Source organism: Curvibacter sp. CHRR-16, from assembly GCF_018474005.1.
Taxonomy (GTDB): Bacteria; Pseudomonadota; Gammaproteobacteria; order Burkholderiales; family Burkholderiaceae_C; genus Allorhodoferax.
In genome coordinates this window covers 364,292-383,803 of sequence record NZ_JAHCSH010000004.1, presented here as the reverse complement: position 1 = coordinate 383,803, position 19,512 = coordinate 364,292, and the positions used below count along the sequence as shown (strand labels likewise).

The following is a 19,512-nucleotide window of genomic DNA, read 5'->3' as shown; positions in this document are numbered from 1 at the left end:
TGTTATCTGTTTTTTTTATTTACCATGCGTCTGAGCGCATTAGGCTTTCCCAGCCGCTCGATGTGGCGGCATACACACCTACCACGCCAAAGCGTTGCTCGCCATCATCGTTCCATTTCATGGAACCGGTAATAGGGGCAAACCCATCGATTTTGTGCAGCGCCTCCACAATTTTTTCGCGGTCAGTAGAGCCGGCACGGCGCATCGCTGCAGCCAGCACAAATACGGCGTCATATGCATAGTGACCACCATAGACGGGGTCTTTTTTGAACAGCACGCGGTAGCGTTCTAGCCAAGGGCGACCCGCACTGAACTCTGGTGCTTCCAAAATGCTGGACGAGGCGTAAATGCGTTTAACCCGGCCCACGCTTTTGAGCGTCTGCGGGGTTTTGAGTCCGTCCGCACCCAAAATGGTGACGTTGGTGTAATCGATTGCCACCAAGGCTTCTACAAAAGGGGCAATTTGAAAGTCGTTGAGGATGGTGATCAAGCAGTCCGATTTGGCCTCCTTGATTTTGGGCACTACATCGCTGAAATCGGTCTTTTTGTCGTTCAGGCTCAGTTGGACACCAATGGTTTTGTTGGCTTTTTTCAGTGTGGCCGCTAGCAGGGATGCCAAGTCCTTGCCGTAGGGGGTGCCGTCGTCAAGCAGCGTGAACACTTGCCCCTTAATTTGGTCAATCGCGAAGCTGGCGATCGCTTTGGCTTGCAGGTTGTCGTTGGCGACGATGCGAAAGGTCGTGTCAAAGCCCAGTTGTGTGAACTTGGGATTGGTGGAGATGGCCAACTGCGCCACATGGGCTTGTGCATACAGCGGGGCGGCAGGAATGCTCACACCGGAGTTGAGGTTGCCAATGACGGCGACCACACCGGCATCAATGAGGGTTTGGGCCACTTTTTGGCCCTCTTCGGGATTGGATTTGTCGTCACCAGAGACTACCTCTAGGGTGACAGCTTTGCCTTTGACGCGCAGGCCTTCCTTGTTGATGTCGGCCACGGCCATTTGCACGCCGTTGAGCATGTCTTGTCCCCATGAGCCAATGGGGCCGGAGAGGGGCTGTGCTACGCCAATCTTGACACTGGGTGACACCGAATCACAGGCTGCTAGCAAACCGGTGGAGGCCAAGGCAGGTACGCCCAGCATGCCCAACACCAAACGACGTCGTGAGTTTTGGTTTTGCATCTCCAACTGCTCCGCAAAAAAAGGTAAAGATGTAAGCATTGTAGAGAGGATGTGTAGATCGCAGGGGGCAGATTGGGGCAAGACCAATTTTTATTGCGAGTGTGTGACCAGAGCACATCTTGAGCAAAGGCAAAATACACCTTTCACTCATGAACTGGCTGGAGGGTGTGTGGACATTGCATTGCTGATCAAAGCTGCCGTGATGGGCATCGTGGAAGGGCTGACGGAATTTTTGCCCATTTCCAGCACAGGACACCTGATCTTGGCGGGCTCTTTGCTCAATTTCACCGGGGAAAAGGCCAAGGTGTTTGAGATCGCTATCCAAACTGGGGCCATTTTTGCTGTCATGGCGGTGTACTGGCAGCGCATCCGCAGTACGGTGGTGGCTTTGCCCAGTCAGCCGCAAGCGCAGCGTTTTGCGCTCAATGTGCTGGTGGCCTTTCTGCCGGCGGTGGTCTTGGGTTTGCTGTTTGGCAAAGTGATCAAAGAGCATTTGTTTACTCCCAGTGTGGTTGCCAGCACCTTTATCTTGGGCGGGGTGGTGATTTGGTGGGTAGAGACGCGCCAACACCACAACCCTGCGGTTGTGCGGGTGCAGACCATGGACGACATGGGCCTGCTCGATGCCCTCAAAGTCGGTTTGGTGCAGTGCTTGGCCTTGGTGCCCGGTACCAGCCGCAGCGGTGCCACCATCATTGGCGGCATGCTCTTGGGCCTGTCGCGTCAAGCAGCTACCGATTTTTCATTCTTCTTGGCCATGCCCACGCTCATTGGTGCAGGGGTGTACAGCCTGTACAAAGAGCGCGCCCTGCTCAGCATGGCCGACGTGCCTTTGTTTGCGGTGGGACTGGTGGCCTCATTCATCAGCGCGTGGTTGTGCGTGCGTTGGTTGTTGCGCTTTATTGCGACCCACAGCTTTATAGGATTTGCCTACTACCGCATCGTCTTCGGTGTGCTGGTGCTGCTCACCGCCCATTTCGGGTGGGTTACTTGGGCTGAGTAATTGGGGCGTCGGTGCTGGGGCTGGGGTTATCCAAGTGGCCGACGTCGGCCCAGCCAATGAGGCTAAATCCTTCGGGTGTCCAGAGTAGGCGGTTAAAGCCTGCATTGGCCAGTTCCCACGTGCGCGGGGCGTATAGCTCTTGGCTGGTGGCCAAGCGGTAGAGCATATCCAGCACACCACCGTGGGTGACGATGGCGATGTGTTGCCCCTGGTGCTGGGATGCTATGGCGCTGAAGGTGGCATGCACGCGTTCGCGCAGTTGCAACAAGGTTTCACCACCTTCGGGTGCAAACTGCGGATCGCGCTGGCGCCAGCGGCGCGATTCTTCGGGCCAGTGGGTTTCAATCTCAGCCCAAGTCTTGCCCTCGAACAAACCAAAACCCCGTTCGCGCAAGCCAGTGTGGATGCGCACCGTTTCGTGTGTTGGCAGCGTGGTGCGTGCAATGGCCTGGGCGGTGTGCAGGGCGCGTTGCAAGTCGCTGCTGTAAATGGCATCCAAGGTTTCGCCTTGCAGGGCCTGCGCGGCTTGCTGGGCTTGCCATTGGCCTTGTTCGTTCAGACCAATATCGGTGTGGCCTTGGATGCGGGTGTCTACGTTCCACGCGGTTTGTCCGTGGCGGATGGCCAATATGCGGGTGATTTGATCGGGCATGGGCAGCAATGCGGTGTCGATAGCGTGGGTCAGTGGGCCGGGGCAGGGAGCTCGACCACCACCTTGCCTTGCAAAGTGTGGGGGTAGTCGCGCAGGGCTGCTTGCAGCATGGGCGGCAGCAGGTTGAGGGTATCGCGCCATGGGCCGTCGAATGTGGCGCGTGCCTCATAGACCACGCGGTTGCTGTGCGTGTCGCGCAGTAGCAGTTGCACTTGGTGGCGATACCACGAGGGTTCTAGCTGGAGGGTAGGGAAGGTGTACACCAGTTGGCCGTTGCTATCGCGTACCCAGTCTCGGTAGCGGGGGCGGTAATGCGGGTTGGCAATGGTGTCCACACGCACTTGCAGTTGGGCCAAGTAGTCAGCAGCCTTGTCACCTGCACTGTGCAAGCCCACGGCCTCGAGGGCTTGGGTGGTGATGGTGTCGAGCTGCGCTTGCGTACTGGCATCCAGCCCTTGGTTTTGGGAGGGCAGGTGCTCGATAGCAAAGCTGGCATCGGTGCGCGCCACGAGGCTGTCACCCATGCTGCTAAAGCTGCTCACATCGCTGTCAATCATGCGGCTGGTGGCGCAGCCAGTGAGCAGGCCAAGGCCCAGTGCCATGGCCATAAAAATGGCTGTACAGCGCGCTGGTATTGCTTGAGCAGCTATTAAAACCATAGCAACCTCCTGAATCGACAGCGTGTTTGGGTTTACAGCGTCACCACCTGCACACCGGGCAGCGGGCCGGGGGTGGGAAACTCTTCGGCGTCAAAGGCTTTGTCGCCGTTGTCGTTGGCTTCGCCCGTTACCTGCATGTTTTTGAAGTCGTACAGCGAGCCGTCCATCAGGTGCGATGGCACCACGTTTTGCAGCGCGGTGAACATGGTTTCCAAGCGGCCGGGGTATTTCTTTTCCCACTCGCGCAGCATGTTGCCCACTTGCTTGCGCTGCAGGTTTTCTTGGCTGCCGCACAGGGTGCAGGGGATGATGGGGAACTGGCGGTACTCGGCCCAGCGGGTGGTGTCTTTTTCGGCCACATAGGCCAGCGGGCGGATGACGATGAACTCGCCGTTGTCGCTGGTCAGCTTGGGCGGCATGCCCTTGATCTTGCCGCCAAAGAACATGTTGAGGAACAGCGTTTGCAGCATGTCGTCGCGGTGGTGGCCCAGCGCCAGTTTGTTGCATCGGAGCTGGCGTGCCACGGTGTACAAAATGCCCCGGCGCAGGCGGCTGCACAGGCTGCACATGGTTTTGCCCTCGGGGATTTTCTCTTTGACGATGGAGTAGGTGTCCTGCGTTTCGATGTGGTATTCAATGCCCAGCTTGGACAGGTACTCGGGCAGGATGTGGGCGGGGAAACCGGGCTGCTTTTGGTCCAAGTTGACGGCTACCAGCGTGAAGTCAATCGGCGCACGGGCCTTGAGCTTCATGAGGATGTCCAGCATGGTGTAGCTGTCTTTGCCGCCCGAGAGGCAGACCATCACGCGGTCGCCTTCTTCGATCATGTTGAAGTCGATGATGGCTTTGGTCACCAAGCGGCACAGGCGCTTGTCCAGCTTGATGCTCTCACGGTAAATCTTGAGCGCTTTGTCTTCGCCTGTGCCATTGGTTTCGTCGGCTTGTTCGTGGATGTCCAACCAGGGGTTTGTTTGCATGTGTTTTTCTCCTTGTGAGGCCGCGCTTACCACTGGCCTGCTTCCATGTGGATGGCGACTTCGCAGTCGTCAAAAATTTCCAGCTTGGCGATGCGCACGCGCACGCCCAGCACACCGGGCAGTTGCAGCAGGCGGTGGGCCAGCTTGCCAATCAGCGTCTCCAGCAGGTTGACGTGTTCGGCGGTGCACTCGGCAATGATGATCTGGCGCACCTTGCGGTAGTCCAGCACGTGGTTGATCTCGTCGTCGTGCGGCAGCAGGGGCTGCGTGCCCAGGCTCAGCTCGGCATCGACTTGGATGGGCTGGGGCTCGGTTTTCTCCGATTCCAAAATGCCCAAATTGGCATCGAAACGCAGACCGGACAGCGAGAGGGTTTGCAAACCCGTGCTCACGCGCGGGGCAGGGCGTGGAGCGGATGCATTCGATGGCGATGGCATAGACATGGATGGTGCGAAGAGCTACTGGGGGACGGGATAATCAAAGGCTCGATTGACAACACGGAAAGCCAGGTTCCCATGTCCAACGCCGACGTTTCTGCGGCCAGCCTAGTGCGAATTATCGCGGATGCCATCGCCCAGCAGGGTGGCTGGGTGGGTTTTGACCACTTCATGGCCCAAGCCCTGTACGCGCCCGGCTTGGGGTACTACGCCAACAATCTGCCCAAATTTGGTGCCATGCCAGGCGGCTTGCGCACCGATGGACAACTGCGCGGCGTGGGCAGCGACTTTGTGACCGCCCCCGAGTTGAGTCCTTTGTTTGGCCTGACGCTGGCACGCCAAGTGGCGCAAATTCTGCAAGCCACGGGGACGGACGAGGTGTGGGAGTTTGGCGCAGGCACTGGCGCTTTGGCCGCGCAAGTGCTCAGTGCACTGGCCGACATGGGCGTGGCCGTGCGCCGCTACACCATCGTCGATCTGTCGGGCAGCTTGCAGCAGCGCCAGCGCGAGACCTTGGCCCGCTTTGGTGCGCAGGTGCACTGGGCTACCGAGTTGCCAGCCAAACTGCGCGGTGTGGTGCTGGGCAACGAGGTGCTGGACGCCATGCCTGTGCAGCTGCTAGCGCGCGTGCAGGGCCAGTGGTACGAGCGTGGCGTGGTGCTGGCCCCATCGGATGCTGCAGCCCCCGCTTTTGCTTGGGCCGATCGCCCCACCGAGCTGCGCCCACCGCTGGACGTGGACGGGGCGCACGATTACCTGACCGAAATCCACCCCCAAGGCGAGGCCTTTGTGCGCACCTTGGCCGACAAGCTGGAGCTGGGTGCCGCACTGCTGCTGGACTATGGATTTCCCGAGGCCGAGTACTACCACCCGCAGCGCCACATGGGCACCGTGATGTGCCACCAAGGCCACCGCAGCGACCCCGATCCGCTCACTGGCGTGGGGGACAAAGACATCACCGCGCACGTCAACTTCACCGGCGTGGCATTGGCCGCGCAGGACGCCGGGCTGGATGTGCTGGGTTACACCAACCAAGGCCATTTTCTGTTCAACTGCGGGCTGGCACCGCTCATGGAAGCGGTGGACTTGCCACGCCGCGCTGCGGCGGCCAAGTTGGTCAATGAGCACGAGATGGGGGAAATCTTCAAAGTGCTGGCCATAGGCCGTGGCGTGCCGCAGCCCTTGTTGGGCTTTGCCATGGGCGACCGCACGCACCGTTTATAAGGGGCATGGGCCATGCCCATGTACCGGCCATGTACTGGGGCTGTAACAGCACCCCCCTATCTGCATATAGCATTCGCGTTTTTCTGTACCCGAGGAGGCCTTGTATGAGTACCAGCTACCGCACCGAGAACATTGAACGCACCGAGCGCCCTTGGGGTTGGTACGAGTCCATTTCGGAAGTGCCCGGCAACAAGATCAAGCGCATTGGTGTATTGCCCGGCCAAAAGCTGAGCCTGCAAAAACACCACCAGCGTGCTGAGCACTGGGTGGTGACGCAGGGCGTGGCCACCATCACCTTGGACGACAAGACCTTTGACCTGACAGTGGGTCAGCACATCGACATCGCCGTGGGGCAAGTGCACCGCTTGGCCAACCACACGCAAGAGGCGGTGGAGATCGTCGAAGTGCAGTTCGGTGCCTATCTGGGCGAGGATGACATCGTGCGTTTGCAAGACGACTACGGCCGCCAGTAATCATGTCCTTTCCTACTCCTGAAATTTCTGTGCGTTTACCAGCCGGGGCCGCTCCCGTGGCTTGCGTGGACATTGGTGGCACCAAAGTGGCCGTGAGCGTGGCCGATGAACACGGCGTGCGCGGCAAGGTGAGCGAACCCACTGCCAAAGAAGGTGGGCGCGATGCGCTGGCAGCGCAAATCATCCGCTTGGTAGGGCAAAGTGCTGCCGCAGCGGGTGTGCCTGTGGAGCGCATCAGCGCCGTGGGCGTGGCCTCGTGCGGGCCCTTTGTGCTCCACCAAGGTTTGGTGGAACTGGCCGCCCCCAATATTTGCGGTGGCATGGCGGGCAAGGAACGTGGCCTGCCCAACGACTGGCCCACCGCCTGGCTGGAAGCCCCACTGCGCGCAGCCTTTCCCAAAGTGCGGGTGGAAAACGATGGTGTGGGCGCGCTCGAAGCCGAGCGCCGCTGGGGTGCCTTGCAGGGGGTGGACCACTGCGCCTACGTGACATGGAGCACGGGCATTGGCATGGGCTTGTGTGTGGATGGTCGCATTCTGCGCGGCAAGAATGGCAACGCGGGCCATGCGGGACACACCTTTGTGGCCGACTTGGACGACACGCTGTGCGGCTGCGGCTTGCGCGGGGATGTGGAAGCACTGATTGCAGGCAACGCGATACCGCGCCGTTTTGGCAGTCAAGGCTACACCGATGCTGCTACGCTTTTTGTAGCGGTTCGAGCAGGTGAGGCGGGCGCTACAGCCATATTGGATGGTTTGTGCACGGTCATGGGACGTACCTTGTTCAACATGATTGCCACGCTGGATTTGCAGCGCATTGCACTGGGCGGCAGCGTGTTTTGGCACAACCAAGACCTGATACTGCCGCGCTTGCGTGCCTTTTTGCAGGGCAAGTTTGCCGCACTGACCGACGGTGTGGAGCTGGTGCCTGCAGGCTTAGGCGAGCGCGTGGGCGACTTCTCGGCCCTGGCGCTGGTCATGGACTAAAGGGGCAACGCCACCCTTATGGCGTGGCTTTGCGCTCGGTTTTGTTGGCGTACATGTGCTGGTCAGCGGCTTGCAGCAGTTCGTCCAGCGTTTGGCCTTGGCTGGGGTATAGCGCCTGACCAATTGACAGGCCCACTTGCAGGCTATGGCCGTGGTAGGAAATGGGCTGCTGAATCGCCTCGCGCAAGCGCTCTACCAATGCTTGCAGAGCAGGGCCGTCTATGTTTTCCAGTAGGACGATGAATTCATCCCCACCCCAGCGCGACACGGTGTCGTGAGGGCGCACGGTGCGCCGGGCGCGGGCCGCTACGGTGGCCAGCACGGCATCGCCCGCTTTGTGGCTGTATTGGTCGTTGATGCTTTTGAAGTCATCCAAGTCCAAAAACAAAATGGCGCATGGCTGCGGCCCTTGCCGACGCTGGCGCAGGAAAGCCAAGCCGACGCGGTCTTCAAACAAACGCCTGCTTGGCAACTGTGTCAGGCTGTCGTACATGGCTTGTTCGGCAAATTGGATGCGGTTGCGCACCAGCAAATACAGCACACTGCTCAGTAGCAAGCCCAGCACTAGGGCGGCACCGCGTATTTGCCAGCGCAGCGCTTGGTTCTCTTGTGCGTGTTTCTTGTAACGCACCCCGACAGCCCAGTACCCACCGGGCACAGGAACGGTTTGCAGATAGACGCCGTTGTGTTTGAGCAGCGTTGCATCGCCCCAGATGGCATCGCCGTTGATGCCTTGTCCATCGCGGCCAACGATGGCGTATTCAAAGCGTTCATCAACCAATTGCCCGTGGATGTATGCGAACAATGCCTCTGAATCGATCACCGCAGTGAGCATGCCCCAGTAGTGCCCGCGCACCATAATCGGCAAGCGATAGGGCATACCCATACCGCCTTGGACGAGTTCAAATGGGCCGGTCAGTATGGGTTGGCCGGTGCGCGCCAGTTTGCGCACCAAGGGCATTTGGTTGGGCAGTTGTTGGAAAGACACTCCGATGGCTTTTTCATTGCCAGCCACCGGGTACACATAGCTGATGGTGAAGCCTTTGGCCACGGCAAAGTTGCGAACAAACTTGGTGTCGCGGTAAATCTCGCTCAAGATGGCCATCAGTTCTTGGGTTTGCACGTGCTGGTTGCGCACGGTCAGGTAGGCCTTCAGACCGCTGTGGTAGCCCAGCACGGCATTGAGCTCGCGCTCTAGCACGCTGCGCAAGCGCGCGGCATAGGCAACGGTCTGTGTTTCTTGCTGGCTGGTGCTTTCTTTTTCTTGCGCCCGCAGCACCAACTCACCTCCCGCAATGGACAAAGCCAGCACGGCCAAGGCGCTGTACAAGGCGACAAAGCGCCAAGAAAAAAACCGATTGCGTGCAATGAGACTCATGGGCCATGCAGAGGGGGTGCAACCCTCCATACTACAAGAAGCAACAGACATCTCTATTGCGGCAGTTCGCCAAGCGACCATGGGCAGGGGGTCTAGGGAAAGCCCTCATGTGCTTGCATCGTGTTTTAATTAAAAATTAATTAATCCGTTGTGGCGCGGTGCTACCGGATTCAAACACTGAAATGGAGACACGATGTTGAAGCTTTCTCAAATGGCCACTGCTGTGGCATTGGTGGTCGCTGGTTCTGCAGCAATGGCAGGCGAGGTGGAAGTGCTGCACTGGTGGACATCCGGTGGCGAGGCCAAGTCGGTGGCCGAGCTGAAAAAAATCATGCAAGGCAAGGGCCACACGTGGAAAGACTTTGCCGTGGCCGGTGGTGCTGGCGACAATGCCATGACCGTGCTCAAGAGCCGTGTCGTGGCAGGCAACCCACCCGCTGCTGCCCAGATCAAGGGTCCTGCCATCCAAGAATGGGCGGCAGAAGGCGTGCTGGCCAACTTGGACGCCACTGCCAAGGCTGAGAAGTGGGATTCCCTGCTGCCCAAGGTGGTCGCTGACATCATGAAGTACAAGGGCAACTACGTGGCTGCCCCTGTGAACGTGCACCGCGTCAACTGGATGTGGGCCAACAAGGCCGTGTTGGACAAAGCCGGTGTGAAATCCACCCCCAAAACTTGGGACGAGTTCTTTGCTGCTGCTGACAAGATCAAGAAGGCTGGCCTGATTCCTGTGGCCCACGGTGGCCAAAACTGGCAAGACTTCACCACCTTTGAATCGGTGGTGTTGGGTGTGGGCGGTGCCAAGTTCTACAACGACGCATTGGTCAAACTCGACCAAAAGGCCCTGACCAGCGACACCATGAAGAAGTCTCTGGAAACCTTCCGCAAGATCAAGGGTTACATCGACCCCGCAGCCCCTGGCCGCGACTGGAACTTGGCCACTGCCATGGTGATCAAGGGTGAGGCTGCTTTCCAATTCATGGGTGACTGGGCCAAGGGCGAATTCGCCGCTGCTGGCAAGGTTCCTGGCAAGGACTACATCTGCGCCGCCGCTCCCGGCACTGCCAATGCCTACACCTTCAACGTGGATTCCTTTGCCATGTTCAAGCTCAAAGACGCTGGTGCCCAGAAGGCACAGGGCGACTTGGCAGCTTCCATCATGGGCACAGAGTTCCAAGAAGTGTTCAACCTGAACAAGGGTTCCATCCCTGTGCGCCTGAACATGAAGATGGACAAGTTTGACGATTGCGCCAAGCTGTCGGCCAAAGACTTCGTGGACACCGCCAAGGCGGGCACGCTGGAGCCTTCTATCGCCCACGGCATGGCGGTCAAGCCTGCTGCTGAAGGCGCTATCAAGGACGCCGTGAGCCAGTTCTGGAACGATGACAAGATTTCCGTTGCCGACGGTATCAAGAACATCGCCAAGGCTGCTCAAGCGCAATAAAACGCGCCTCTCACGCACACCGCAAGGTGTGCTCTAGCCACCCGCTGGCCGGGTGGCTGTTTTTTCGCTCAGTTTTCCATGAAAACCTTTGAAAACATCCTGCCCAAGCTGGTGATCGCTCCGGGTTTCGTCCTCGGCTTTGCCTTCATCTACGGCTTCATGATCTGGAACGGCGTGCTCTCGGTCACTGGCAGCCGCATGCTGCCCAACTACGATGAGTTCGTAGGCTTGGAGCAATACGTCCGCCTGTGGGACATGGACCGTTGGTACGTGGCCTTGAAGAATTTGGGCTTGTTCACCGTCCTGTATGTGGGTGGCTCCATGCTGTTGGGCATGTTGCTGGCCATCTTTTTGGACCAAAAAGTGCGTGCCGAAGGCGCGCTGCGCACCATTTACCTCTACCCCATGGCGCTGTCTTTCATTGTGACGGGCACCGCATGGAAGTGGATTCTCAACCCCAGCCTGGGCCTGGAAAAGCTCATGCACGACTGGGGCTGGACTTCGTTCTCGTTTGACTGGCTGGTGCAGTCGGACACCGCCATCTACTGCGTGGTGCTGGCGGGTATCTGGCAGTCCGCTGGTTTTGCCATGGCCTTGTTTTTGGCGGGCTTGCGCGGCATTGACGACAGCATCATCAAAGCGGCGCAAATCGACGGGGCTAGCTTGCCGCGCATTTACTGGCGCATCATTTTGCCCATCCTGCGCCCCGTGGTGTTTTCTACCGTGCTGGTGCTCACGCACTTGTCCATCAAGGCGTTTGACTTGGTGATGGCGCTCACCGCAGGCGGCCCCGGCTATTCGTCGGATGTACCTGCCACCTTCATGTTCACCATGAGCTTTACCCGCGGCCAGATTGGTTTGGGCGCAGCCAGCGCCACCATGATGCTGGCCACCGTCGCTGCCTTGGTGGTGCCCTATCTGTACAGCGAGCTGCGCAGCAAGCCGCACGACCGCTGAGCACAGCAAAGGTTTCTGTATGAACGCAAAAATTCTCTCCCGCGTGCTGGTCTACGGCATCTTGCTGGTGGCCGCACTGTTCTTCTTGGCACCGCTGTACGTGATGTTGGTCACCTCGCTCAAAGACGCCGACCAAATCCGCAACGGCAACCTGCTGAGCCTGCCACAAAGCTTCAGCCTAGATTCTTGGGTCGCTGCGTGGTCTTCCGCTTGTACTGGGGTGGACTGCCGTGGCCTGCAGCCTTACTTTTGGAACTCCGTCCTCATGGCCGTTCCCGCGGTGCTGATTTCCACCGCATGGGGTGCTATCAACGGCTACGTGTTGTCCATGTGGAAGTTCAAGGGCAGCGAAGTGCTGTTTGGCTTCTTGCTCTTTGGCGTCTTCATGCCCTTTCAGGTCGTGCTGCTGCCCATGAGCCAGGTGCTGGGTTTCTTGGGCCTGTCCAGCTCCATCGCCGGTTTGGTGCTGGTGCACTGCTTGGCGGGTATGGCGGGCACCACGCTGTTCTTTCGCAACTACTACACCGCTGTGCCGCGCGAGCTGGTCAACGCCGCGCGCATCGACGGTGCTGGTTTTTGGCGCATCTTCTGGCGCATCGTCGTGCCCATGTCCACCCCCATCCTGATGGTGACGCTCATCTGGCAGTTCACCAACATCTGGAACGACTTCCTGTTTGGCGTGTCTTTTAGCGGCGCAGACAGCAAGCCCATCACCGTCGGTTTGAACAACATGGCCAACACCAGTACCGGGGTGAAGGCCTACAACGTGGACATGGCTGCGGCCATGATCGCTGGCTTGCCCACCATGCTGGTGTATGTGCTGGCCGGTCAATATTTTGTGAAAGGTCTCACCGCAGGCGCGGTGAAAGGATGAATCCCATGGCAGCTTCTCTCCAAATCGCAGGCATTCGCAAGGTCTTTGGCAAGGCGGACAAAACCGTCGAAGTGCTCAAGAAAATCGATATCGACGTCGCCCCCGGCGAATTCCTCATCCTCGTGGGCCCCTCGGGCTGCGGCAAGTCCACCTTGCTCAACATCATTGCGGGCCTCGAAGACCCCACCGAAGGCGAACTGCGCATTGCCGGCAAAAACGTGGTGGGTGTGGCCCCCGCGCAGCGCGACATTGCCATGGTGTTCCAGAGCTATGCGCTCTATCCCACCATGACCGTGGCCGACAACATTGGCTTTGCGCTGGAAATGCGCAAAGTGCCCGCTGCTGAACGCAAAAAACGCATCCAGGAAGTGGCCGCCATGCTGCAGATCGAGCACTTGCTCGACCGCCGCCCCGCCCAGCTATCCGGTGGCCAGCGCCAGCGCGTGGCCATGGGCCGTGCTTTGGCGCGCGATCCGCAGCTGTTCTTGTTTGACGAGCCGCTCTCCAACCTGGATGCCAAGCTGCGTGTGGAAATGCGTGCCGAGATCAAGCGCTTGCACCAGACCTCGGGCATCACCAGCGTGTACGTGACGCACGACCAAGTAGAAGCCATGACGCTGGGTAGCCGCATCGCCGTCATGAAAGACGGTGTGTTGCAGCAAATTGGTACCCCCAAAGAGATTTACCGCCAGCCCGCCAACACCTACGTGGCCAGTTTCATCGGCTCACCGACCATGAATTTCATCAATGGCCGCGTGCAGCGCGAAGGTGAGCAAAGCCGTTTTGTGTTCCAGGGCGGATCGCTCGATTTGCCATGCCCGGCAGTGGATGCCGTCACCCTAGGCCAACGCCCTGAGCACATCCACTTGGCAGACGACGCTGCATGGCGCGGCCAAGTGACGCTGGTGGAACCCACCGGGGCTGACACCTATGTGGTGGTGCAAACCGAAGCCGGTGCCTTGACGGTGCGCGAAGCGGCCAGCACCCCCGTGCAGGTGGGCGATACCGTGGGCCTATCCATCAGCAGCCGCCACAACAACTGGTTTGACGCCCACAGCGGCGTGCGCTTGGCGCTGTGAAAGCGCGCTTTAGTGGGCATTAGGACGTGGGGCATCGAGGTCGATGAGCCCGTCCTCCAAGGTGGTGTAAAAGGTCTCAAATGCCTCAATCGACATGGGTCGAGCGAGGTAATAGCCCTGTGCGAAATCGCAGCCTGCTAGCCGCAGCAGGTCAAGTTGTTGGCGCGTTTCCACCCCTTCGGCCACCGTGCGTATGCCCAGTGCATGGGCCATGGCAATCATGGCTTGGCACAGACTCAAGTCCTTGGAGTCGGGCTTGAGGTTGCGCACAAACTGCCTGTCTATCTTGATGTACTGGATGTCAAAGCGCTGCAAGTAAGCCAGTGAGGAGTAGCCCTTGCCAAAGTCATCGAGTGCGATTTGCATGCCGCACTTGACCATGTTGTGCAACTGCTGTGATACCGAGCTATCGCTGTCCACCAAGATGTTCTCGGTGATTTCTACGGCCAATGCTTGCGGCGGTATGTGGCGTTCGCGCAGGGACTTTTCCCAGTCGTGGTGCATATGGCCGCGCTGGAACTGCACGGGTGACTTGTTCAGACTGAGCTGGAAGTCCTCTGCCAGCGTCAGGCGCCAGTGCTGCACTTGCCGGGTCACTTGCAAAAAGACCCAATCGCCCAATTCCAAAATCAGGCCGCTGCTCTCGGCGATAGGGGTGAACTCTTCGGGGTCTATCAGCCCATGGCGTGGGTGTTTCCAGCGCAGCAGGGCCTCGGCTTTGTAGACGCGGCCACTGTCCAAATCGACGATGGGCTGGTAGACCAGATGGAACTGCTCCTCGTGCAAGGCAATGCGCAAATCGTTGGCGATGCGGGCGCGACGCTGTGCATCCTCCTGCATCTTGGCCGTGAAAAAACGGTAGCACGAGCGCCCCGCGCCTTTGGCCAAGTACAGCGCTTGGTCGGCGTTGCGCAGCAGGGTTTCAATGTCGCTGCCATCACGGGGGTAGAGGGTGACGCCGATGCTGGCGGAGATGAAACGGTACTCATCCCCCAGCTTGAAGCCTTGCATCACACTCATGAGCAGGTTTTTCAGCACCTTTTCCAGTTCTTCCAGATCGTCGGCTTTAGGAACCAAGATGGTGAACTCATCGCCGCCCATGCGGGCCAGTGTGTCTTGCGATTGCAGGCAGCTCAGCAAGCGGTGCGCTACTTTGACCAACAGGGCATCGCCGTGGTCATGGCCCAAGGTGTCGTTGACCTCTTTGAAATAATCCAAATCGATGAACATCAAAGCCAGTTGCTGCCCGGTTATTTGGCTTTGCTGCATGGCTTGGCTCAACTGCTCGCGCAGCAAGACGCGATTGGGCAAGCCCGTTAGGGAGTCATACAGTGCTTGGTGGCGCAGCGCTTCTTCGGCCTCTTTGCGGGTGCTGATGTCAGTGTGTGTTCCCACCATACGCAGTGGCTTGCCATGTTCATCGCGGCTGATCACTGTGCCCAGCGCTTGTACCCATTTCCACAAACCACTCTTGGTCAGTACCCGATGTTCGCAGTGGTAGCGCGGGGTTTTGCCTTGCAAGTGGTCGCGCAGCGCTTGCTGCATGGGGCCAATGTCATCGGGATGGATGTAGGCCAACATCTCCTCAACCGAGGAGCCCAGTTCTTGGACGTCCAAGTTGTAGAGCGCCAGTAAGCGCTCGGAGTAGATCATGGTGGATGTTTGGATGTGCCACTCCCAAATACCATCTCCCGAGCTGTCCAGCGCATGGCGCCATGTGGCTTCGCTGTCTCGCAGCATGCGTTCCAGCAGCACCTGCTCGGTGATGTCTTGGAGCACCTCGGTGCGGGTGGCAACGCGGCCATCGGCCCATGTCATGTGGGCGATGGAGCGCACCCAGATAAGGCGACCAGTGGCTGTGAGCAGCTCATAAATCCCTTCATGCCGCTCCGGTTGCTGTGGGTCTTTGAAGCTTTGCAGCAGCATTTTGCGGCTGTGGGCAGTCAGGAATTGCCGTATCGATTGGGTGTTCGGTACAAAAGTAGCCGGATCAGCCTCTACCACCAAGTAGACCCCCAAAGTCCAGAATACTTCGCCGGTTTCGTAATCGGCAACGGCACACCCCACACGGGCAATGTGCTGCAAGTCATTGAGCATGGCATCCATCAGGCCACTTCCATGGTGTGCCTTGCTCAGTTCTGAGAAATCGGAGAAGCGCTGCTCTGGCCCGCTCCAATTGAGCGTGGGAGGGGATGGCAGTACCGTGGTGTTGGGCAGGTTGTGCAGCGGAACGACCAAACTGGGCATGGCGTTGTGCAAGGCTTCCAGGTCGGTGTGCAGTCCATGCAGGCGCAATACTTGACCCCGCTCACTCCACAGGGTGGCTTTGCCACGACAGAGCACGCGTTTCCAGCGCCCGTTTTTGCACCGCAAACGCATGGACACTACCAACATGGGGGGGCGTTGATTCACGTATTCCAACAGGCTGCTTTGCAGCACAGGCCAGTCGTCTTCATGCACCAAATACTGGAGCTGCTCCGCACGGCTGAGTTGCAGTTCAGTGCGGCTGTAGCCCAGCATGCTGTGCCAGCGTTCGCATGCCCAGTAGACATCGGTGGTCAGATCCCAGCTCCAAATGCCTTCATGCACACTGTCCAGCGCCAGCTGCCAGTGCTGAAACTCGGTGGGTGTAGTGTTTGGTGGCACAGTGTCTCGCTTGTTGTGAGTCAATCCTGTTACAGAGCCGTACGGGCCTAAGCCATTGGTAAGCGCAAGCTCACCCGGAAACCATGCGGCAACACCGTCTGGGCTTGGGCACTGCCACGGTGGCGTTGCAATATCTCTGCCACGATAGCCAGTCCTAGACCGCAGCCTTGGGGTTGTTCGCTGGCCCGCCAGAAACGTTCGAACACGTGTTCCAACTGTTCGCTGCTCAGGCCAGGACCATCGTCTTCCACTTCCAATACAGCCTGCTTTGCCTGTTGGCTGGCACGCAGTGTGACGCTGTGTCCAGATCCAGCATAGCGCAGCGCGTTATCTAACAAGTTAGACAGTGCTTCGCGTAGTAACAGACGGTTAGCCGGAACGACCAGGTGCTGTTCTCCCTCGTAGCCCAAGTCCATGCCTGCTGCCAAAGCGCGTGGAATCCACTCGCGGGCCACTTCACGGGCCAAGGCTGCCAAGTCGGTGCTTTGCAGTTCAATGTCGGCTTCGGTGCGCGCCAGCGACAAGAGCTGGTGCACCAAATGCGCGCTGCGCTGTGCACCGCTGTGCACTTTGAGCAAACGTTCGTGCAGCGCCTGTGGGTCTTGCTCGCGCAGGGCCAGTTCGGTCTGGCTGATCAGCCCGGCCAAGGGGGTGCGCAACTGGTGTGCGGCATCGTTCAAAAAGCGTTTTTCTTGTCCCAGACTGCGTTGCAAAGAGGCCAGCAGGGTGTTGAGTGTGGTGGCCAGTGACGATACCTCTTGCGGCGCTTCTTGCAGTTCCAGTGGCGAGAGCGAGGTGTGCGTGCGGTGGGCTAGCTGGGCTTCTAGTCGCTGCAGGGGTTGTAAGCCACGCCGTATGCCGGCATGCACCAGTACGCTGAGCAAAGCCAGCACCCCCAGCAGGGGCACAAACACGTCGCGCACCAGTTCTTGGGCTATGCGCTGCTGCTCGGTCAGGCTTTTGGCCACTTGCACGCGCAGGCGCTGCGGGTTGGGTTCATCGCCAAATTCGGTTTCGATGGACGCCACGCGCATGGCTTTGCCTTGGATGGTGGTCTCGTAGAGCAACGGTTGGTCGTCAGGCACGCTATGGCCCGGTGGGGGGCCGGGCAGCGAGAGGTTACCCAGCAAAAACTGCCCCGGTGGAGAGGACACCATGTACACCACACGGTCTTGTGGGTCTTGCTCGAGCATGGCTTGTGCGGCACGGGGAAAGTCAATCAGCAGCCCCGACCCTATGGGCTTGACCTGCCGTGCCAGTGAGCGAACCGATTGGCTCAGCGATTGGTCGGTGACTTTTTCGGCATAGCGCAGCGCCACGCTGAAAGCCAGCAGCCCGCCCACCAACCACAGCAGTAGCTGCGGTAACAGCAGCCACAGCAGCAACTGGCGCTGCAGGGATAAGCGTTGGTTGGTGGTGTGGGGGCGCAGGGGCGCTGGTGTCATGGGGTGGTTTCGAGCAAGTAGCCCAAGCCGCGCACATTGCGGATGTTCAAGCCCGAATCCTGCAGCTTGCGGCGCAGGCGGTGGATATAGACCTCCAGCGCATTCGAGCCCGTGGCACCTTCAGAGGGCACGGTTTGCCACACAGTAAGCACATCTTCGCGGCTGATGACTTGGCCCATGTTGTCCAACAGCAAACGCAGCAGCGACCATTCGCGGTGTGTCACATCCAGTGCTTGTTCGTCCAACCATGCCAGTGGTTTGTCGGGGTCTAGGCGCAGGCGCGCTGCACCGGGGGCTTGCACTTGCAAGCTGCCACCGAAAGCGGGTAAGCGGGCGCGCCGCAGCATGGCTTGCAGGCGTGCCAGCAGTTCAGCCAAGTCAAAGGGTTTGGTCAGGTAGTCATCCGCGCCTTCGTTAAGGCCTTGTACGCGGTCGTCCAGACCATCGCGGGCCGTCAGTATCAGCACCGGCAGCGCGGCCAAGCGCTGGCGTATCCAGCGCAGCACTTGCAGACCGTCTATGCCCGGCAAGCCCAAGTCGAGCACCACGGCATCAAAGCGCTGGGCTAGCAGTATCTGCTGGGCTTGCTCGCCATCGCTGGCTACCGACAGGGTGTAGCCTGCATGGCCCAGCTGGGCTTGCAGCGCATCGCGCAGCAACTCGTCATCTTCCACTATCAACAGGTGAGCCATAAGTACAAAAAACGGGTGATGTGCCAGCTTAACAAGCAGGGCGTTGCTGCGCTATAGCAGCAACCCGTGCTTTACTGATCGCCTCGCCAATCTGTGGCCCTTTGGCACCACGGGCGATGGCGTCGCGCGCTAGGGTGTCGGTGGGAACGGCCAAAGCGGTGGCCAGCGCTGTTTGCAGGCGCGCCGCTTGCGGGTAGGGGCTGTCGTGCAGGTTCAAGCGGCCTTGGGCATCGCATTGGCAAGCCAGCAGCACCTGAGCAAAGCGCTCGGGCTTGCGAAAGGCGTCGCAGCGCTCCAGCAGGCGCACGGTGGCGGCAGGCGAGAGGTCCAAGCTGCGGTGGATGTTGCCGTGCTCACGCGCCACCACCTCGGCCAGCTCCACGCAGTCGGTGGGCACGCGCAGGCGCTGGCACAGGGGGCGCAGCAGCTTGGCGCTGCGCTCTTCGTGGCCGATGTGGCGTGGCAGCACATCGGCGGGCGTGGTGCCTTTGCCCAAGTCGTGCGTGAGGCAAGCCAATCGCACCGGGAGTGGGGCGTTGAGCGTGGCCGCGCGGTCTAGCACCAGCAGCAGGTGGGCACCAGTGTCCACTTCGGGGTGGTAGTCGGCGCGTTGCGGCACGCCCCAGAGCCGATCCACCTCGGGCAGCAGGCGCTGCAGGGCACCGCAGTCGCGCAGCACCTGCAGCATGCGCGAGGGGTGGTGCTCCATCAGGCCGCGGGCCAGCTCTTGCCACACGCGCTCGGGCACGAGGTGGTCCACCTCGCCGTCGGCCACCATGCGCTGCATCAGCGCCAGGGTTTCGGGGGCGACGCTAAAGTCGCTCAAACGGGCGGCAAAGCGCGCTAGCCGCAAGATGCGCACCGGGTCTTCGGAAAAGGCCTCGGTCACGTGGCGCAGCACTTTGGCCGCCAAGTCGGCTTGGCCGCCGTAGGGGTCTACCAGTTGGTCACGCTGCTGGCGCAGGGTTTGGGCATCAAATTGGCCTGTAGAGCTTGCCAGATAAGCTGGGGCTGCTATCGAATTGATAGTAAGGTCGCGCCGCGACAGGTCTTGCTCCAAGGTCACGTCGGGAGCGGCCAGCACCACAAAGCCGCGGTAGCCGTGGCCTTGTTTGCGCTCGGTGCGGGCCAAGGCGTATTCCTCTTTGCTGTGGGGGTGCAAAAACACGGGAAAGTCCCGCCCCACGGGCACAAAGCCCGCAGCCTCCATGGCCTGCGGTGTGCTGCCCACTACCACCCAGTCGCAGTCTTGCACGGGCAAGCCCAGCAGTGCGTCGCGCACGGCACCACCCACCAAATAGGCTTGACCGGGCACCAACACAGAGGCGTGTTGCACTGCACCAGCAGGGGCGTGCTGGGGTGCTGGGGATGGATGCGGATCGTGCTTGTGCGTCATGGGGAAA

18 protein-coding genes are annotated in these 19,512 nt (G+C 59.6%); 8 read left to right on the top strand and 10 right to left on the bottom strand.

Annotated elements, in window-relative coordinates; genetic code table 11:
• Nucleotides 1-19: 19 nt before the first annotated feature.
• Nucleotides 20-1,183, bottom strand: a complete 1,164-nt coding sequence (locus KIK84_RS11425; protein WP_214123217.1) for a branched-chain amino acid ABC transporter substrate-binding protein — start codon at nt 1,181-1,183, stop codon at nt 20-22.
• Between the two features lie 169 nt (nt 1,184-1,352).
• Between KIK84_RS11425 and KIK84_RS11420 the strand changes: the two genes are divergently transcribed.
• Nucleotides 1,353-2,186 (top strand): undecaprenyl-diphosphate phosphatase, encoded by an 834-nt coding sequence (locus tag KIK84_RS11420; RefSeq protein WP_214123216.1) that lies wholly within the window; start codon nt 1,353-1,355, stop codon nt 2,184-2,186.
• Here the strand turns inward: KIK84_RS11420 and KIK84_RS11415 are convergent.
• The 4 genes from KIK84_RS11415 to KIK84_RS11400 form a co-directional block, all read right to left on the bottom strand.
• Entirely contained in the window at nt 2,170-2,838 is a 669-nt protein-coding gene (locus KIK84_RS11415; protein ID WP_214123215.1) for a histidine phosphatase family protein, read from the bottom strand. The genes KIK84_RS11420 and KIK84_RS11415 overlap by 17 nt on opposite strands.
• A 29-nt stretch (nt 2,839-2,867) precedes the next feature.
• Entirely contained in the window at nt 2,868-3,440 is a 573-nt protein-coding gene (locus tag KIK84_RS11410; protein ID WP_214123214.1) for a DUF4136 domain-containing protein, read from the bottom strand.
• Between the two features lie 89 nt (nt 3,441-3,529).
• Entirely contained in the window at nt 3,530-4,474 is a 945-nt protein-coding gene (gene ttcA, locus KIK84_RS11405; protein ID WP_214123213.1) for a tRNA 2-thiocytidine(32) synthetase TtcA, read from the bottom strand.
• A gap of 26 nt (nt 4,475-4,500) precedes the next feature.
• Entirely contained in the window at nt 4,501-4,917 is a 417-nt protein-coding gene (locus KIK84_RS11400; RefSeq protein WP_502757554.1) for a dihydroneopterin aldolase, read from the bottom strand.
• A gap of 72 nt (nt 4,918-4,989) precedes the next feature.
• On the opposite strand from KIK84_RS11400, the gene KIK84_RS11395 reads away from it, so the two are divergent.
• The 3 genes from KIK84_RS11395 to KIK84_RS11385 all read left to right on the top strand — a co-directional run bounded on the left by KIK84_RS11395 (nt 4,990) and on the right by KIK84_RS11385 (nt 7,594).
• Complete coding sequence (locus tag KIK84_RS11395; RefSeq protein ID WP_214123212.1) at nt 4,990-6,135, top strand: class I SAM-dependent methyltransferase; 1,146 nt, start codon at nt 4,990-4,992, stop codon at nt 6,133-6,135.
• A gap of 104 nt (nt 6,136-6,239) precedes the next feature.
• Nucleotides 6,240-6,608 (top strand): phosphomannose isomerase type II C-terminal cupin domain, encoded by a 369-nt coding sequence (locus KIK84_RS11390; RefSeq protein ID WP_214123211.1) that lies wholly within the window; start codon nt 6,240-6,242, stop codon nt 6,606-6,608.
• Between the two features lie 2 nt (nt 6,609-6,610).
• Complete coding sequence (locus tag KIK84_RS11385; protein ID WP_214123210.1) at nt 6,611-7,594, top strand: ROK family protein; 984 nt, start codon at nt 6,611-6,613, stop codon at nt 7,592-7,594.
• Nucleotides 7,595-7,610: 16 nt separating this feature from the next.
• On the opposite strand, the gene KIK84_RS11380 is transcribed toward KIK84_RS11385, so the two are convergent.
• Nucleotides 7,611-8,972, bottom strand: a complete 1,362-nt coding sequence (locus KIK84_RS11380) for a diguanylate cyclase domain-containing protein (RefSeq protein WP_214123209.1) — start codon at nt 8,970-8,972, stop codon at nt 7,611-7,613.
• 193 nt (nt 8,973-9,165) lie between these two features.
• Between KIK84_RS11380 and KIK84_RS11375 the strand changes: the two genes are divergently transcribed.
• The 4 genes from KIK84_RS11375 to KIK84_RS11360 all read left to right on the top strand — a co-directional run bounded on the left by KIK84_RS11375 (nt 9,166) and on the right by KIK84_RS11360 (nt 13,326).
• On the top strand, nt 9,166-10,416 hold the full coding sequence (locus KIK84_RS11375; protein ID WP_214123208.1) for an ABC transporter substrate-binding protein: 1,251 nt from the start codon (nt 9,166-9,168) through the stop codon (nt 10,414-10,416).
• Nucleotides 10,417-10,494: 78 nt separating this feature from the next.
• A complete protein-coding gene (locus tag KIK84_RS11370) occupies nt 10,495-11,373 on the top strand; it encodes a carbohydrate ABC transporter permease (RefSeq protein ID WP_214123207.1) in 879 nt (292 codons plus the stop codon).
• A gap of 19 nt (nt 11,374-11,392) precedes the next feature.
• The gene (locus KIK84_RS11365) at nt 11,393-12,247 is read left to right on the top strand and encodes a carbohydrate ABC transporter permease (protein ID WP_214123206.1); all 855 of its coding nucleotides are present in this window, start codon (nt 11,393-11,395) and stop codon (nt 12,245-12,247) included.
• A gap of 5 nt (nt 12,248-12,252) precedes the next feature.
• A complete protein-coding gene (locus KIK84_RS11360) occupies nt 12,253-13,326 on the top strand; it encodes an ABC transporter ATP-binding protein (protein WP_214123205.1) in 1,074 nt (357 codons plus the stop codon).
• A gap of 9 nt (nt 13,327-13,335) precedes the next feature.
• Here KIK84_RS11360 and KIK84_RS11355 read toward each other — a convergent pair whose 3' ends face one another.
• Genes KIK84_RS11355 through KIK84_RS11340 form a run of 4 tightly spaced genes read right to left on the bottom strand, consistent with a single transcriptional unit; the run spans nt 13,336 to nt 19,505 of the window.
• Complete coding sequence (locus tag KIK84_RS11355; protein ID WP_214123204.1) at nt 13,336-15,972, bottom strand: bifunctional diguanylate cyclase/phosphodiesterase; 2,637 nt, start codon at nt 15,970-15,972, stop codon at nt 13,336-13,338.
• Between the two features lie 47 nt (nt 15,973-16,019).
• Nucleotides 16,020-17,417 (bottom strand): sensor histidine kinase, encoded by a 1,398-nt coding sequence (locus KIK84_RS11350; protein ID WP_214123203.1) that lies wholly within the window; start codon nt 17,415-17,417, stop codon nt 16,020-16,022.
• Entirely contained in the window at nt 17,414-18,109 is a 696-nt protein-coding gene (locus KIK84_RS11345; RefSeq protein WP_214123202.1) for a response regulator transcription factor, read from the bottom strand. Before KIK84_RS11345 ends, KIK84_RS11350 begins: the two co-directional genes overlap by 4 nt.
• A gap of 28 nt (nt 18,110-18,137) precedes the next feature.
• Entirely contained in the window at nt 18,138-19,505 is a 1,368-nt protein-coding gene (locus KIK84_RS11340; protein ID WP_214123201.1) for a multifunctional CCA addition/repair protein, read from the bottom strand.
• Between the last annotated feature and the right edge of the window lie 7 nt (nt 19,506-19,512).

Bases quoted from the DNA above. Each gene is read 5' to 3' on its own strand.
- KIK84_RS11415 (WP_214123215.1), bottom strand. From the start codon at position 2,838: ATGCCCGATCAAATCACCCGCATATTGGCCATCCGCCACGGACAAACC.
- KIK84_RS11385 (WP_214123210.1), top strand. From the start codon at position 6,611: ATGTCCTTTCCTACTCCTGAAATTTCTGTGCGTTTACCAGCCGGGGCC.
- KIK84_RS11400 (WP_502757554.1), bottom strand. From the start codon at position 4,917: ATGTCTATGCCATCGCCATCGAATGCATCCGCTCCACGCCCTGCCCCG.
- KIK84_RS11410 (WP_214123214.1), bottom strand. From the start codon at position 3,440: ATGGCACTGGGCCTTGGCCTGCTCACTGGCTGCGCCACCAGCCGCATG.
- KIK84_RS11395 (WP_214123212.1), top strand. From the start codon at position 4,990: ATGTCCAACGCCGACGTTTCTGCGGCCAGCCTAGTGCGAATTATCGCG.
- KIK84_RS11345 (WP_214123202.1), bottom strand. From the start codon at position 18,109: ATGGCTCACCTGTTGATAGTGGAAGATGACGAGTTGCTGCGCGATGCG.
- KIK84_RS11350 (WP_214123203.1), bottom strand. From the start codon at position 17,417: ATGACACCAGCGCCCCTGCGCCCCCACACCACCAACCAACGCTTATCC.
- KIK84_RS11340 (WP_214123201.1), bottom strand. From the start codon at position 19,505: ATGACGCACAAGCACGATCCGCATCCATCCCCAGCACCCCAGCACGCC.
- KIK84_RS11380 (WP_214123209.1), bottom strand. From the start codon at position 8,972: ATGAGTCTCATTGCACGCAATCGGTTTTTTTCTTGGCGCTTTGTCGCC.
- ttcA (WP_214123213.1), bottom strand. From the start codon at position 4,474: ATGCAAACAAACCCCTGGTTGGACATCCACGAACAAGCCGACGAAACC.
- KIK84_RS11390 (WP_214123211.1), top strand. From the start codon at position 6,240: ATGAGTACCAGCTACCGCACCGAGAACATTGAACGCACCGAGCGCCCT.
- KIK84_RS11370 (WP_214123207.1), top strand. From the start codon at position 10,495: ATGAAAACCTTTGAAAACATCCTGCCCAAGCTGGTGATCGCTCCGGGT.
- KIK84_RS11425 (WP_214123217.1), bottom strand. From the start codon at position 1,183: ATGCAAAACCAAAACTCACGACGTCGTTTGGTGTTGGGCATGCTGGGC.
- KIK84_RS11365 (WP_214123206.1), top strand. From the start codon at position 11,393: ATGAACGCAAAAATTCTCTCCCGCGTGCTGGTCTACGGCATCTTGCTG.
- KIK84_RS11375 (WP_214123208.1), top strand. From the start codon at position 9,166: ATGTTGAAGCTTTCTCAAATGGCCACTGCTGTGGCATTGGTGGTCGCT.
- KIK84_RS11360 (WP_214123205.1), top strand. From the start codon at position 12,253: ATGGCAGCTTCTCTCCAAATCGCAGGCATTCGCAAGGTCTTTGGCAAG.